The sequence below is a fragment of the Streptomyces sp. NPDC002054 genome, assembly GCF_040296685.1.
Taxonomy (GTDB): Bacteria; Actinomycetota; Actinomycetes; order Streptomycetales; family Streptomycetaceae; genus Streptomyces.
In genome coordinates, this window is the sequence record NZ_JBEOXT010000050.1 from 35,926 (window position 1) to 49,369 (window position 13,444).

Sequence of the window (13,444 nt, forward strand, 5' to 3'; positions counted from 1 at the left end):
TTATTACTGCCGGCTCCGGCGGGGGAGGAGGCCGTGGTCCATGGCGACGACCACCGCGTGCGTGCGGTCGCTGACGTCGAGTTTGGCGAAGACGCGCAGTAGGTGGGTCTTCACCGTGGCCTCCGCGATCACCAGGCGCCTGCCGATGTCCGCGTTGGACAGGCCGTCCGCGACCGCGGTCAGGACGTCCACCTCGCGGGCGGTCAGCACCACCGGGGCCGGCCGGCGCATCCGGGCGACCAGGCGTTCCGCGACCCGCGGGGCCAGTACGGTCTCGCCGCGGGCGGCCGAGCGGATCGCATCGACGAGCTGTTCGCGGGTGGTGTCCTTCAGGAGGTAGCCGATCGCACCGGCTTCGACGGCCCGCTCGATCTCCGCGTCCGTGTCGTAGGTGGTGAGGATCAGCACCCGGGTCACGGCCGTCCCGGCTGTCCTGGCAGTCCCTGCCGTCCCTGCCGTCCCTGCCGTCCCGGACATGATCTCGGCGGTGGCGGCGACCCCGTCCATGACCGGCATCCGGAGGTCCATCAGGACCACGTCGGGGGCCAGGGACGCGACGAGCCCGACCGCTTCCCGGCCGTTGTCCGCCTCGGCGACCACCGTGATGGAAGGTTCGGCTGCGAGCAGGGCGACGACTCCGGCCCGCATCACGGTGTGGTCGTCGACCACGACGACCCGCAGGGGTGCGTCGGCGGTTCCGGCGGCTGCGGCGGTTCCGGGTGTCATGTCAGGCTGCCCTTCCGGTGGGTGGTGTGCAGGGTGGCGAGGATGCGGGTGCCGTCCCCGACCGAGCTGGTGACGGTCAGTTCTCCGCCGAGCTCCGCGAGCCGCTTGCGCATGCCGTCCAGGCCGAAGCCGCGCGAGTCCTCGACCACGAACCCCCGCCCGTCGTCGGTGATTTCCAGCTCGATGGCGTACGGGTGCTGGGTGAGGACCACGCCCACGGTGCTCGCATCGGCGTGCTTGCGGACGTTGGCGAGGGATTCCTGGGTGCAGCGGAGCAGGGCGATCCGGGTCTGCTGGTCGCAGTCGACGTCCGGGGGGAGGTCGGCGTCGACGGTGAGGCCGGTGTCCTGGGCGAAACGTTCCAGCGTGCGGCGCAGGGTGCCGACCACCGGGCCCGGGGTGAGGCCGCTCTGCGGGGCGGAGCCGACCAGCACCCGGGCCTCGGCGAAGTTCTCCCGGGCGGTCTGTTCGATCGACCGGAGCTGCTGAGCGGTCCGCTCCGGGTCGGCGGCCAGGGCCGAACGGGCTGCCTCCGCCAGCACGATGATGGAGGCGAAGCCCTGGGCCAGGGTGTCGTGGATCTCCCGGGCCATCCGCTCCCGCTCCTCCGCCGCGCCCTGCTGCCGGTGCGCCTCAGCCAACCGCTGCCGGGCACCTTCCAGTTCGGCGCCCAGCCGGCCCGCCCGTTCCTCGCCGTCCTCCTGCAGCCGGTGCACCAGCAGACCCAGCAGCACCCCGGCGAGGTAGCCGGCCACTGTGAACGCCGTGTTCCCGGTGGGGGAGTCGATGGGGTGCAGGAGGGTGCCGGCCACGGTGGCCCCGGCGGCGGCCCCGCTGAGTCCGATCGCGGCCCGCGGGGACGGGGCGTGGATCCAGAACTGCGGGAGCGAGACGATGAACAGGGCCGCGCCGCCGCCGGGCAGGGCCGCCATCGCCCCCACGCCGAGGGCCAGCAGCACCAGCCAGGCCCCGGGCGGCAGCACCGGCTCCGCGAGGCGGAGCCGGACCGACGCGTACCCGGCGGCCAGGACGGCCAGCACGGCCATCGAGGCGTACAGGCCCGGACCGTGGTCGTTGCGCAGGCTGATCGCCGAGGGGGCGAGACCGAGCAGCACCCAGACCGCCGAGTACCAGAGGTGGAACGTACGGACGGTCAACCTGGCGGTGCGCTGCGGCCGTTGCTCCATGCGATTCAGCGTACGTTCACGGCCCGGCGGGCGTCGGTGTCGGCGTTGGCGTTGGCTATGGGCGCGGCGCTTCGGCGGGCCCGCCGCACGCCTCGGGACGGCCACCAGTTGGCCTCGCCGAGCAGCAGCATCAGGGAGGGCAGGATCAGGATCCGGATGACGAAGGCATCGAGGAGGACGGCCACGGCCAGGCTGAAGCCGATCTGCTTCATCTCGATCAGGTGCAGGGCGGCGAAGCTGGCGAACACCGTCACCATCACCACGGCGGCGCTGGTGACCACGCCGGCCGAGCTGCGGATGCCGTCGATGACCGCCTGCCGGGTGGGTACGCCGTTCAGCGCGGCCTCCCTGATCCGGCTGATCACGAACACCTGGTAGTCCATGGACAGGCCGAAGAGGATCACGAAGAGGAACAGCGGGACCCGGGAGCCGATCGAACCGGTGGAGTCGAAGTCGAGGATTCCCTCGGCCCATTCGTACTGGAAGACCAGGACCAGCACGCCGAGCGAGGCGGCGGCGGAGAGCAGGTTCAGTGCGATGCCGATGAGGCCGAGGACCACGGAGCGGAAGGCCCACACGGTCATGGCGAAGGTGACCAGCAGCAGGGCGGCGATGATCAGCGGCAGCTTCCGCTTCTGGTGCGCCGGGTAGTCCTGGGAGCGGGCGACATCGCCGGTCACGGCGGTCTCGGTGCCGGGCAGCCGGCCGACGGTGGCCGGTATGTGCGTCTCGCGCAGGGACTTCAGGGAGGCCACGGCGGTGTCGGAGCTGATGAAGTGCGGGACCGACAGTTCCAGCAGGCTGATCCGGCCGTCCGGGGAGGTGCGCAGGACCGGGGTGCCGGTGACGGCCGCGTCGGTCCGGGCGCGGTCGGCGAGCCGGCGGAGCTCGGCGGCCACCTCGTCGGTGCGCTCGGCGTCGGCTCGTACGACGACCTGGTGCGTGGACTTGAGCTCGGGGTAGGAGGCCGTCAGCCGGTCATAGGTCTGCATGGCGGGGATGGCGCGGGAGTGGGTCTCGCGGCTCATCTCGGTCAGGTTGAGGTTCAGCAGCGGCAGGGCCAGGGCGAGCAGCGCGAGGGTGGCGGTGGCGAGGGTGGCGAGCGGGTGCTTGCGGGTGGGGCGCAGGACGGCGTCGGTGATCCGGTTGCCGCCGGTCTTCGGGCGCCGGACCTTGGGGGTCCTGCCGCGGGCGGCGGCGCGGGCTTTCTTGCGGGCTTCGTTGCGGGCCTTGCGGCGCTCGGAGCGCTCGCCGAGCGTGGCCAGCAGGGCGGGGAGCACGGTGAGGGAGCTGACCACGGCGACCAGGGTGACGACGATCGCGCCGGTGGCGATGGAGGAGAAGATCACGTCGTCGGCGAGGTAGAGGGTGGCGCTGGAGACGGCGACGGCGAGACCGGAGACGACCACGGCCCGGCCGGAGGTGGCGGCGGCGAGCTCGACCAGGGCCCCGGAGCTGAGCCGACCGCCGGCCCGGGCCCGCTCCTCGCGCTCCCGCTTGAGGTAGAAGAGCGTGTAGTCGACGCCGACAGCCAGGCCGATCAGCAGGATGATGTTGGTGCCGACGCCGGCGTCGGGGAAGAGGTGCGAGGCCAGCATCGACAGGCCCACGGCGGCGATGATCGAGGTGAGCGCCAGCAGCAGCGGCACGATGGCCATGATCACGGAGCTGAAGACGAACAGCAGGGTGATCAGGGTGACCGGCAGGGCGATCACCTCGGTGCGGGCGAGGTCGTCGCCGCGCAGCTTGTCGACGCCCTTGCCGATGGAGGGGCTGCCCACCTCCTGCACCCACAGCCCGGGGTGAGCCGCTTGGACCGCGGCGGTCTGGGCGAGCAGCGGGTCGACGTTCTTCTTGCCGTCCAACTCGGCGCCCTTCATGGTGACGTCGACCCGGACGGCGGAGCCGTCGGCGGCCGGCACCGGCTCGGCCACCGACAGCACCTCGGGCAGCTTCCGCATCCGCTGGACGGTGTCCCGGGCGGCGGCGTCCGCGGCGGCGCGGTCGAGGGGGCCGCTGCCGGGCGCGGCCTGGATCAGGACCCGCTCCAGGGGCCGCTGCTGGAGACCGCCCTCGGCCGCGATGGCCTCGGCCCGGCCGGCCTCGCCGATCCGGAAGTCCTCGCTGGCGGCCGGGTTGCCGCCGATCGCGATGCCGGAGCCCAGGCAGAGCGCTACGAAGAGAAGCCAGCCGACGATCGCCCGCCAGGGGCGTTCGGCGCTCCGACGAGCCATGCGCACAGGAAGATTCGTCATACGGAACATGCTGGTCAACGGGGCATGCCGGCCGACAGGCTCGGCCGGTGGAACCCGGGGTCCACCGGTCGGTGGACCCCGGGCGCCGGCCCGCCTACTCGGTGTGGAGCACCGTGGCGATGGTGAGGCGGGCCGCCGAGCGGGCGGGCAGCAGCGCGCCGAGGACCGCGATCCCCACTCCGGCCAGGGCCAGTCCGGCCAGCTGCGGGGCGTGCCAGACGTCCTTCATGGACTCGGGGAACCGGATGATGCCGACGTGGTCCACCAGCAGCCGGTGGGCGGCCATTCCGATGGGTATCCCCAGCAGTCCGGCGACCGCGCCCACTGCTGCCACCGATGCCACGGTCATTGCCACGACCTGCCGCGGGGTCATTCCGATCGACTTGAGCATCCCCAGGTCCCGGCGCCGCTCCCGGGTGTTCAGCAGCACGGTGTTGAAGACACCGAGCGCCGCGACGGCGGACAGCAGGACGGTGAACACCGTGGAGAAGCCGACGATCGAGGTGGTGACCGAGTTCGAGTTGCCGAGGGTCCTCGGATACAGGCCGGGGTCGGCCGCCTCGACCGCCTTCCCGTACGCCTTCGCATCGGTGCCCGGCGCCAGTTGCACGGTGTACTCGATGGGCCGCAGGTCGGGCGCCAGGGCCGCCAGGGTGTCCCATGAGACGGTCAGCGCACGCTGGTTGCCCGACATGAGCTGTCCGACGAGGGTCACCTCCGCCCGCCGGCCCCCTACGTTCAGGGTGATCCGGTCGCCGACCTTCAGTCCGTGCCGGGTCAGGAAGGGCGGCCCGGCCACCGCTTCGCCGGCGCCCTGCACATACCTGCCCTCCACGACGCGCTCGGCCTCGGGCGGGTTCTCCCCGCGGTAGAAGTCGAGGAACCGGGGTTCGGTGCGCCCGACGATGCCGGCCTCGGTGAGGGCCCGGGCCGTCACCCCCTGCGCGCCGGGCAGCGACCGCAGCAGCGCCTCGATCCCGGCATCGCCCAGCGCGGGCGGTGTCCGGCCCCCCGAGGCCCGGCCGACGTCGACCTGCACCCGCGGGCCGCCACTGTCCCCGGCTCCCTGGCCGACGGCCATGATGGTCGCGGTCAGCCCGGTGGTCAGGGTCACCGTGGTCACGCCGAGCACGATCGCGGCCATGGTCATCAGGGTGCGGGCCGGGCGCGCGAACGGCTGCCCCAGGCCCAGGCTGAGGGCGCGCGGCAGGCGGCTGCCGCTCAGCAGGCGCTGGACGCCCAGCCCGCGACCGCCGGTCCGGGGCGAGCTGCCCGCGGTGATCGCCCGGGCGGCCGACAGCCGGTGCGCCCGCAGGGCGGGGACCAGCGCGGTGACGAGCACCAGCGCGGGCATGCCCAGCAGGCAGCCGACCGGTATCCACGGGTCGAGTCCGATGGCGGCTTGCCCGGTCTCCACGCCGGAGAAGGCCATCTGCAGCACGGGTTCGGCGAGCAGGGTGCCGCACAGGGTGCCCAGGACGCTGCCGACGGCGGCCGGTACGGACACCATCGTCAGATACACCGCGACCACCTGGTTCGGGGTGAAGCCGAGCGCCTTGAGCACCCCGATGTGCCGGTACCCGGAGACCACCGCACCGCTGATCACGTTCCCCACGATCAGCACCGACACGGCCAGGCCGAGCACACCGAACACCGTCATGAAGGGGAGGAGGGCACCGGCCAGTTCGGAGAAGGCCCGCTTCAGCGCCAGGTGGGACTGGGCGGCGGTCAGCGCGCCTTCGGGCAGCCCGGCGGTGACCTTCGCCAGCCCGGCCTCGACCTCCCGGTCCGTCGCCGCATCGGTGAACCGGTACAGCATCTGGCCGCCCGTCGGATGCAGCGCGGCCATCTGCTCGGGAGTCACCCAGGCACCGGCCGAATGGCTGGCACTGACGGCGAACCCGACCACGCTGAGCGGCGGTGCGCCGGGGACGGGCAGCTTCGTCCCCAGCAACTCGGCGTTGGGCGTGCCCTGTATGGACCAGTTGACGACGATCTCGCCAGGCGCGGTGGCCCAGCGGCCCTGCAGCAGCCGGAGCCTGTCCACCGGCCCCGCCGGATCCGCCCGGCCCACTACGGAGAGCTGTCCCCCGGGACCCCACAGTCGGCCCTCGGGTACCTCCAGCATCACCTGGCCGAAGGGCCCGGCGGCGGCCTCTATCCCGGGCTGCCGGGCGGTCTCCGCCAACTGCGGCCCGGTGGTCTTCGCCGCGTCGTACGTGGCCACGATGTGCGCGCCGCGCTGCTCGGCGTACATCCGGTCGAACGGGCCGGAGGCGGCACCGAGCAGGGTCAGGGCAAGCAGCACCGTCACGGTGGAGCACAGCACGACCAGGCCGATGACCACGGTCTGCAGTCGGCGGCGCTTCACCGCGCCCCGCGAGGCCCGCCACACCGCGCTCATCGGGTCGTCTCCAGCGAGCTCTCGCGGGCCAGCCGGCCGTCGGCGAACTCGATCAGCCGGCTCGCGCAGCGGGTGGCCAGCTGTGGGTCGTGGGTGACGATCAGCAGGGTCTGGCCTATCTGGTTCAGGTCGATCAGCAGGTCCATCACCTGCTCGCCCGAGCGGCTGTCCAGCGCGCCGGTCGGTTCGTCGGCCAGCAGCAGCGCCGGACGGTTCATCAAGGCCCGGGCCACCGCGACCCGTTGCCGCTCGCCGCCGCTGAGGGTCGCCGGATAGGCGTCCCGGCGGTCGGCCACCCCGAGCTCGTCGAGGAGTTCGAGGGCGCGGCGCCGGGCCTGCCGGGCGGCGGTTCCGGTCAGCTGGGCGGCCAGTGCCACGTTGTCGAGGGCCGGCAGGTCGTCGATGAGATTGAAGAACTGGAAGATCATGCCGACGTTCCGCCGGCGGAACAGGGCCAGCCCCGTCTCGTTCAGCTCGCCCAGATCCCGGCCGTGCACCTGCACCGTGCCCGAGGTCGGCCGGTCCAGCCCGGCGACCATGTTGAGCAGGGTGGACTTGCCGCAGCCCGAGGGCCCCATCACGGCAACCGCTTCCCCGGCCCGGATCTCCAGCGAGACCCCGTCGAGGGCCTTCGCATCGCCGTACTCCTTGTGTACGCCGTCCAGCTTGACGACGACCTGCTGCTCAGTCATGTCTCGACGGTAGGAGCGGCCTCCGAACCCGTGCGTCCCTCCCCGGGTGTATCCCCAACCGCCCCTCATCCCGGGGATGTACGAGCTCGTCCGCCGGGTTGACGATCCACAGGTGGATGCGGATCTTGCCCGCGGCTGCGAGGCTGACGGAGTGTCGATTTCGTATGCGGGCCTGCTGGCCGTCGCGGTGGTGACCATGGGTGCCGCCGCGGCCTGGCTCGGCCTTGCCCTGGCCCGGGCCAGGCGGCAGCAGCGGGCCGCCATCGAGGAACGGAGCTGGCTGCTGGAGCGGGAGCGGGAGAGCGCCGCGCGGACCGCGGTCGATGCCGAACGGGCCCGCATCGCGGCCGAACTCCACGACATCGTCAGCCACAACGTGAGCCTGATGGTGGTGCAGGCCGGGGCGGCCCGCGAGGTGCTCGCCACCCTGCCGGACGAGGCGGCGGCAGCCATGCGCGCCGTCGAGACCGCCGGCCGCACCACCATGACCGAGCTGCGCCATCTGCTCGGCCTGCTCGCCCCCGCACAGGACGGCACGGACGAGCCGTACGGCGCGGCGAGCCCGGACCTCTCCCCGCAGCCCAGCCTCAGCCGGCTCAGTCCGCTGATAGACCGGATCTGCTTCGCCGGCCTGCCCGTCGAGGTCCGGATAGCGGGGGAGCCGCGCCCGCTGCCGCCCGGGATAGACGTCACGGCGTACCGGATCGTCCAGGAGGCCCTGACCAACGCCCTCAAACACGGAGACGGAGCGAAAGCCGAAGTGACCGTCCGCTATGCCGAGCACTACCTCCGCGTCGAAATACTGAACGACGGCCCCAGCGTCCTGACCGGCCCCGCCCGCCCGGCCCCGCCCCGGGCGGCCCGCCGGACCACACCGCGGGCCGAGGGCGCCGGCCACGGCCTGACCGGTCTGCGCGAACGGGTCGCCGTCTACGGCGGGGACCTCGACGCCCGGCGCCGTCTCGGTGGCGGCTACCGCGTCCGCGCCCGGCTGCCCCTGGACCGGCCATGAGCACCCCCACCCCGCCCGCGCACCCCGGAACCGGAACCAGGACCAGCACCGACGCCAAGGCCAACGCCAACGCCAACGCCAACACCGGCACCGACGCCCCCGCCGCCGAGCCCGCGCCCCGGGTCCTGATCGCCGACGACCAGGAACTGGTCCGCACCGGCTTCCGCATGATCCTGACCGCCCGCGGCATCGACGTGGTGGCCGAGGCGGCGGACGGCGCCGCGGCCGTGGCGGCAGCCCGCAGACTCCGCCCCGACGTGGTCCTGCTGGACATCCGGATGCCTGGGATGGACGGCCTGGAGGCCGCCCGCCGGATCCTCGCCCAGGACCGGGGCTGCCGGGTGATCATGCTGACCACCTTCGACCTCGACCAGTACGTCTATGCCGCGCTCGCGGCCGGCGCCAGCGGCTTCCTCCTCAAGGACGTCACCTCCGACCATCTGGCCGCGGCCATCCGCCTGGTCGGCACGGGAGACGCCCTGCTCGCCCCGTCCATCACCCGCCGTCTGGTGGAGCGCTATGCCGGATCGGACGCGGGAGCCGCACCCGGACCGAGCTCCGCCCGCCCCCGGCCGCGCGCCGCCGCGCCTCCTCGGGTGCACCGGGACCTGGCCGATCTCACCCCCCGCGAACACGAGGTCCTGACCCTGATGGGCCGCGGCCTGTCCAATGGCGAGCTGGCCCAGGCCCTGCACCTCAGCGAGGCCACGGTGAAGACCCACGTGGCCCGCATCTTCGCCAAACTGGGCCTCCGCGACCGCGCCCAGGCGGTGGTGCTGGCCTACGAGACGGGTCTGGTCTCCCCCGGAGACACGGACTGATCCGTCCCCCTCGCGCCCACACGGCCGGCGAGCTGGGCGATCGCGATCGCCCCGCACAGCAGCAGACCGCGCTCGAGGGAACCGCGGGCGTCCCGGTCGAACCGGCGCCAGAGTGCCGGATTGCGCACCAGGACGTTCGGGTCCACCTCCACGCGGTGGCCGTCATCGTCCCGCAGGACCAGCCGCTGGGCGACACCGTCCACCCACCGTACGGAGATCAGCCGGTCGGTCCGGACGGTGCGCCGGGTGAACAGCCCGCGCGAGCTCAGCCGGCCGGGCGCCGCCGAGACCAGCGGCGGCAGCAGCACCACGAACAACAGGACGGCCAGACCGGTCCAGACGAGGCCACGGACCACCGTCAGCCGCCCCGCCCCGGCATCGACGCCCAGGAGCATGGCGAGTAACAGCGCCGCCACCCCGATCGCGGTCCGCCGCTCGCCCCGCCAGTGGGCGTCGTACACGACGGGTCCGGGAGGTTCGTCCGCCTCGTCCGGACCCGGAACTGCGCAGCCTCGTTCCATGGACGGGACGCTAGGAGCTCCCGGCGGACCGGCCGAGTGATCCTGACAGCTCATTGACGCGTTCCTGATGACTCCCGGATGCCGCGTCAAGGATGCGTCAGAACCCTGGGGTTCTGCGTCAAGAAGGCGTGTGGAACAGGCAAGCGGCCGGATCGCGGGAACACCCTGGGCGGACGTGCCACGAAAGGGAACACCGAAGATGTCCGTCCTGACGACCGAGCCTGCGGCTGCGAAGCCCACCGCCGAGGAACCCCCCGATACCGGAGCGCGCCACAAGCTGACCGCCGTCACCGGTCTGGCCGCCCTGTCGCTGGACGCCATGGCATCCGTCGCCTACGGACCCGAGGCCATCGTGCTGGTCCTGGCAGCGGCAGGCGCGCACGGGCTGGGCTTCACGCTCCCCGTCACCTTCGCGATCGCCGCGCTGCTGGCCGTCCTCGTGGCCTCGTACCGCCAGGTCATCGCGGCCTTCCCGGACGGCGGCGGCAGCTACGCGGTCGCCAAGGCGCACCTCGGCCGGCGCACCAGCCTGGTCGCCGCCGCCTCCCTGGTCCTGGACTACGTCCTCAACGTGGCGGTCGCCGTCACCGCCGGTGTCGCCGCGCTGACCTCGGCCTTCCCGGAGCTGTTCGGCCACCGGCTGTGGATCTGCCTGGTCGTCCTGGTCCTGATCACCGCCGTCAACCTGCGCGGAATCGTCGATTCGGCGAAGGCGTTCATCGCTCCCACCGTCATCTTCATCGCCTCGATCCTGGTGCTGATCGTCGTCGGACTGTTCCGGGACGCCCCGGTCTCGGTCGAGGCCGCCGCCGGCCACGCCTCCGTCCTCTCCGAAAACGCCACCACCGTCGGCGCCCTGCTCCTGCTCAAGGCCTTCGCGTCCGGCTGCTCCGCCCTGACCGGCGTCGAGGCGATCGCCAACGCCGTCCCGTCCTTCCGGTCCCCCGCCGCCCGCCGCGCCCAGCGCGCCGAGGTGGCCCTGGGCGCCGTCCTCGGCGTCATGCTCATCGGTCTGGCGGTGCTGATCTCCCGCTTTGGCCTCCAGCCCGTCGAGGGCGTCACCGTCCTCGCGCAGCTCGCCGACGCCTCGCTCGGCCACGGAATCGGCTTCTACGTCGTCCAGTTCGCCACCATGGTGCTGCTGGCGCTGTCCGCCAACACCTCCTTCGGCGGCCTCCCCGTGCTGCTCAAGCTGTTGGCCCGGGACAACTACCTGCCGCACGTCTTCGGTCTCAAGGCCGACCGGCAGGTCCACCGCCACGGGGTGCTCGCCCTCGCCGCCGTCTCCGCCGCGCTGCTGCTCTTCTCCGGCGGTGACACCAACACCCTCGTTCCGCTGTTCGCCATCGGAGTCTTCGTCGGCTTCACCATCGCCCAGACCGGCATGGTCCTGCACTGGCTGCAGGAGCGCGGCCCGCGCTGGGTCGGCAAGACGGTGCTCAACGGCCTCGGCGCGCTGCTCACCGGCGTCAGCGCCATCGTCGTCACCGCCACCAAGTTCCACGACGGCGCCTGGCTGATCGTCGTCGCCCTTCCGCTGCTGGTCGCCGCGTTCGAGGCGGTCCACCGGGCGTACGCGAGGATCGGCGTCCGGCTCGGCATCGGCCGCATCCCCGAACCCCCGCACCGGGACCGCTCGCTGGTCATCGTCCCGGTCTCCTCCCTCACCCGGCTCACCAGTGAGGCCCTGACCGCGGCCGTGTCGCTGGGCGACGAGGTGCGCGCGGTGACCGTGGCCCACCCCGACCCCGAGGACCGGGTGCAGACCGAGGCGCTGGCCCGCGACTGGGCGCTGTGGAACCCGGGCGTGGAGCTGGTCCGGCTGCCGTCCGAGCGGCGCAGTGTCGGCCGCCCGGTCGCCGCGTACGTACGGAAGCTGGCCGAGACGGAGCCCGGCACCCGGGTCACGGTCCTCATCCCGGAAGCGGAACCGGCCCGCCTGTGGCAGCGGATCCTCCAGAACCAGCGCGGGGCCGTCGTGGCCCACGCAGTCCGCCGCGACACGGACGCGGTGATCTGCCGGCTCCGCTTCCGCCTGTCCGCGACGGACTAGCGGAGACCGCCCGGCCGCTCACGCGGGGATCCTGGAACCGGAGACCCCGCGGACGGCCGGGCGGCCCGTCACGTGGTGCACGTACTCCCGGGTGAGCCGGAATCCGGCGGTCCAGGCGAGCAGCCGGCTCGCCCGGTTGTCCCGCGAGCAGCACCAGCTGCCGGTCCGGCCGCGCGCGGTGATGTCGCCGGTCAGGCCGGCCACGCAGGCCAGGGCCAGGTGTTGGCGCCGGTGGTCGGGGTGGGTGAGTACGGCGATGTCCTCGTACGCGCTGCCGCGGAAGCGGGTGCAGGCCACGGCCGCGATGCGGCCCTCGGCGAAGGCGGCCCAGCCGTATCCGGTGGCGGCGAGCCGATCCGGGCGGCCCCAGCTGCTGTGGATCCAGGATCCGTCGACCTCCCCGGAACCGCCCGTACCCGCGCCTGCACCGGTGAATGCGGCGAGCGCGGGGGCGTCCTCCGCCGTCAGCCGCCGTACGGTCACCCCGCGCGGCACCCGGTGCGCCGCAGCCGGCTGCTGGTGGACGTAGACCATCCGCTCCCACGGGGTCACCCGGTCGAACGCGGACCACAGGGCGCCGCCGAACCGGGAGGGCGCTTCGACATAGCTCAGCGCGAAGGGGGCCAGGGCCCCCAGAGCCAGCGCCTCCGGGTCGCCACGCAGCAGGACCTGGTCCCCGCAGGACACCGCAAGGACCCGGGGCTGGTCGACCCGGTCGGCCCACCAGCGCCCGGTGCCGGTGTCCAGCACGTGCTCGACCAGCGCGCCCGGGCCGGCCGCGGCCGTCGGAAACCGGGCCGCGAGGGCGGGCAGCCGGTCGTCGTGGGACAGGATTTCGATCATGGGTGACACCCCTTGAAGAGGCGTCGGCGGGGCGGCCCCGGACGGGGGGCCGCCCCGCTGACGGGGCTGCTGGGACCGGCGGCTCACAGGCCCCGGTCGTGGTGGGCGCCGTCGACGAGGACGGAGGCCCCGTGCACGGCCCGACCGCGGTGGGGCTGTGCACGGGGGAGGAACGGCCGCCGGTATGGGCAGGCGGCGGCCGTTGGCAGTGGGCGGGCCCGGACGGGGCGCGCCGTGGCACACGACGGGTGCGGCTGGGAAGCCCTACACCGCCGGTGCGGAAGCAGCGGGCGCGTGCGGAACCGGCGGCACCGGATGAGGGGGCCGGTCGTCATGGCGCAGACCGCTGTTCACGTCCGTCATACAACCGGCTGGGATGTCCCCGCTCAAGGAGGTCGGCGGGTAATTGACACCCCCCTGATGCCGCCCGAGAACCGCCACAGCCGCGCCGGAGGTGGCTGAATCTCGCCGGGTCACAACCGAGGCACGGCGGCGTATGAGTCCCGTCAAAGTGAAGCGCCCGGCCGTATGGGCCCCGTCAAGGACCCGCTTACCTGACGGAATCCACGCTTTCCTCTAGCTGTCCCAATACCTCTCTACTTCTTCGGGAGCTCACGATGGCCGACCTGGCCTTCGTCGCCACCACGATCGCGGTCTTCGCGCTGGTGGCACTCGTCGCCAAGGGGGTGACCAAGCTGTGACTGTCGAGAACGTCGTCGGCCTGGTGGTCGCCGTCTCCCTGCTGGGCTATCTGGTCCTCGCCCTCGTGTACCCGGAGAGGTTCTGAGCCCCGATGAGTCCTGTTCTTTCCGGTGTGCTCCAGCTCCTCGCCCTCGTGGTGGTGCTGGCGCTCGTCTACCGCCCGCTGGGCGACTACATGGCCAAGGTCTACTCCTCGGAGAAGCACTACGCTCCCGAGAAGTGGATCTA

The 13,444-nt window shown here is 72.8% G+C and carries 11 protein-coding genes; 4 read left to right on the forward strand and 7 right to left on the reverse strand.

What is annotated here, in order from left to right; translation table 11 throughout:
• Nucleotides 1-3: 3 nt before the first annotated feature.
• The 5 genes from ABT123_RS33355 to ABT123_RS33375 all read right to left on the reverse strand — a co-directional run bounded on the left by ABT123_RS33355 (nt 4) and on the right by ABT123_RS33375 (nt 7,264).
• Nucleotides 4-726, reverse strand: a complete 723-nt coding sequence (locus tag ABT123_RS33355; RefSeq protein WP_351321598.1) for a response regulator — start codon at nt 724-726, stop codon at nt 4-6.
• On the reverse strand, nt 723-1,913 hold the full coding sequence (locus tag ABT123_RS33360; RefSeq protein WP_351321600.1) for a sensor histidine kinase: 1,191 nt from the start codon (nt 1,911-1,913) through the stop codon (nt 723-725). The genes ABT123_RS33355 and ABT123_RS33360 overlap by 4 nt, the downstream gene beginning before the upstream one ends.
• A 5-nt stretch (nt 1,914-1,918) precedes the next feature.
• The gene (locus ABT123_RS33365; protein WP_351321602.1) at nt 1,919-4,168 is read right to left on the reverse strand and encodes an MMPL family transporter; all 2,250 of its coding nucleotides are present in this window, start codon (nt 4,166-4,168) and stop codon (nt 1,919-1,921) included.
• A gap of 94 nt (nt 4,169-4,262) precedes the next feature.
• Nucleotides 4,263-6,572, reverse strand: a complete 2,310-nt coding sequence (locus ABT123_RS33370; RefSeq protein WP_351321604.1) for an ABC transporter permease — start codon at nt 6,570-6,572, stop codon at nt 4,263-4,265.
• Nucleotides 6,569-7,264, reverse strand: coding sequence for an ABC transporter ATP-binding protein (locus tag ABT123_RS33375; protein WP_351321606.1), 696 nt, complete (start codon nt 7,262-7,264; stop codon nt 6,569-6,571). The genes ABT123_RS33370 and ABT123_RS33375 overlap by 4 nt, the downstream gene beginning before the upstream one ends.
• A 151-nt stretch (nt 7,265-7,415) precedes the next feature.
• Between ABT123_RS33375 and ABT123_RS33380 the strand changes: the two genes are divergently transcribed.
• Nucleotides 7,416-8,276 (forward strand): sensor histidine kinase, encoded by an 861-nt coding sequence (locus tag ABT123_RS33380; protein WP_351321608.1) that lies wholly within the window; start codon nt 7,416-7,418, stop codon nt 8,274-8,276.
• A 167-nt stretch (nt 8,277-8,443) separates the two neighbouring features.
• The gene (locus ABT123_RS33385; protein ID WP_502971136.1) at nt 8,444-9,097 is read left to right on the forward strand and encodes a response regulator; all 654 of its coding nucleotides are present in this window, start codon (nt 8,444-8,446) and stop codon (nt 9,095-9,097) included.
• On the opposite strand, the gene ABT123_RS33390 is transcribed toward ABT123_RS33385, so the two are convergent.
• The gene (locus tag ABT123_RS33390) at nt 9,058-9,618 is read right to left on the reverse strand and encodes a hypothetical protein (protein ID WP_351321612.1); all 561 of its coding nucleotides are present in this window, start codon (nt 9,616-9,618) and stop codon (nt 9,058-9,060) included. The two genes, ABT123_RS33385 and ABT123_RS33390, sit on opposite strands and share 40 nt — an antisense overlap.
• A 199-nt stretch (nt 9,619-9,817) precedes the next feature.
• Here ABT123_RS33390 and ABT123_RS33395 point away from each other — a divergent pair, with 199 nt between their 5' ends.
• Nucleotides 9,818-11,671, forward strand: coding sequence for an APC family permease (locus tag ABT123_RS33395; RefSeq protein WP_351321614.1), 1,854 nt, complete (start codon nt 9,818-9,820; stop codon nt 11,669-11,671).
• Nucleotides 11,672-11,689: 18 nt separating this feature from the next.
• Here ABT123_RS33395 and ABT123_RS33400 read toward each other — a convergent pair whose 3' ends face one another.
• A complete protein-coding gene (locus ABT123_RS33400) occupies nt 11,690-12,514 on the reverse strand; it encodes a GNAT family N-acetyltransferase (protein ID WP_351321616.1) in 825 nt (274 codons plus the stop codon).
• A 697-nt stretch (nt 12,515-13,211) separates the two neighbouring features.
• Between ABT123_RS33400 and kdpF the strand changes: the two genes are divergently transcribed.
• Nucleotides 13,212-13,301 (forward strand): K(+)-transporting ATPase subunit F, encoded by a 90-nt coding sequence (kdpF, locus tag ABT123_RS33405; RefSeq protein ID WP_037860493.1) that lies wholly within the window; start codon nt 13,212-13,214, stop codon nt 13,299-13,301.
• Nucleotides 13,302-13,444: the final 143 nt, after the last annotated feature.

Excerpts from the sequence above, each read along its gene's own strand:
- ABT123_RS33400 (WP_351321616.1), bottom strand. The coding sequence starts at position 12,514 with ATGATCGAAATCCTGTCCCACGACGACCGGCTGCCCGCCCTCGCGGCC.
- ABT123_RS33370 (WP_351321604.1), bottom strand. The coding sequence starts at position 6,572 with ATGAGCGCGGTGTGGCGGGCCTCGCGGGGCGCGGTGAAGCGCCGCCGA.
- ABT123_RS33360 (WP_351321600.1), bottom strand. The coding sequence starts at position 1,913 with ATGGAGCAACGGCCGCAGCGCACCGCCAGGTTGACCGTCCGTACGTTC.
- ABT123_RS33375 (WP_351321606.1), bottom strand. The coding sequence starts at position 7,264 with ATGACTGAGCAGCAGGTCGTCGTCAAGCTGGACGGCGTACACAAGGAG.
- ABT123_RS33385 (WP_502971136.1), top strand. The coding sequence starts at position 8,444 with ATGATCCTGACCGCCCGCGGCATCGACGTGGTGGCCGAGGCGGCGGAC.
- ABT123_RS33365 (WP_351321602.1), bottom strand. The coding sequence starts at position 4,168 with ATGACGAATCTTCCTGTGCGCATGGCTCGTCGGAGCGCCGAACGCCCC.
- ABT123_RS33390 (WP_351321612.1), bottom strand. The coding sequence starts at position 9,618 with ATGGAACGAGGCTGCGCAGTTCCGGGTCCGGACGAGGCGGACGAACCT.
- ABT123_RS33395 (WP_351321614.1), top strand. The coding sequence starts at position 9,818 with ATGTCCGTCCTGACGACCGAGCCTGCGGCTGCGAAGCCCACCGCCGAG.
- ABT123_RS33355 (WP_351321598.1), bottom strand. The coding sequence starts at position 726 with ATGACACCCGGAACCGCCGCAGCCGCCGGAACCGCCGACGCACCCCTG.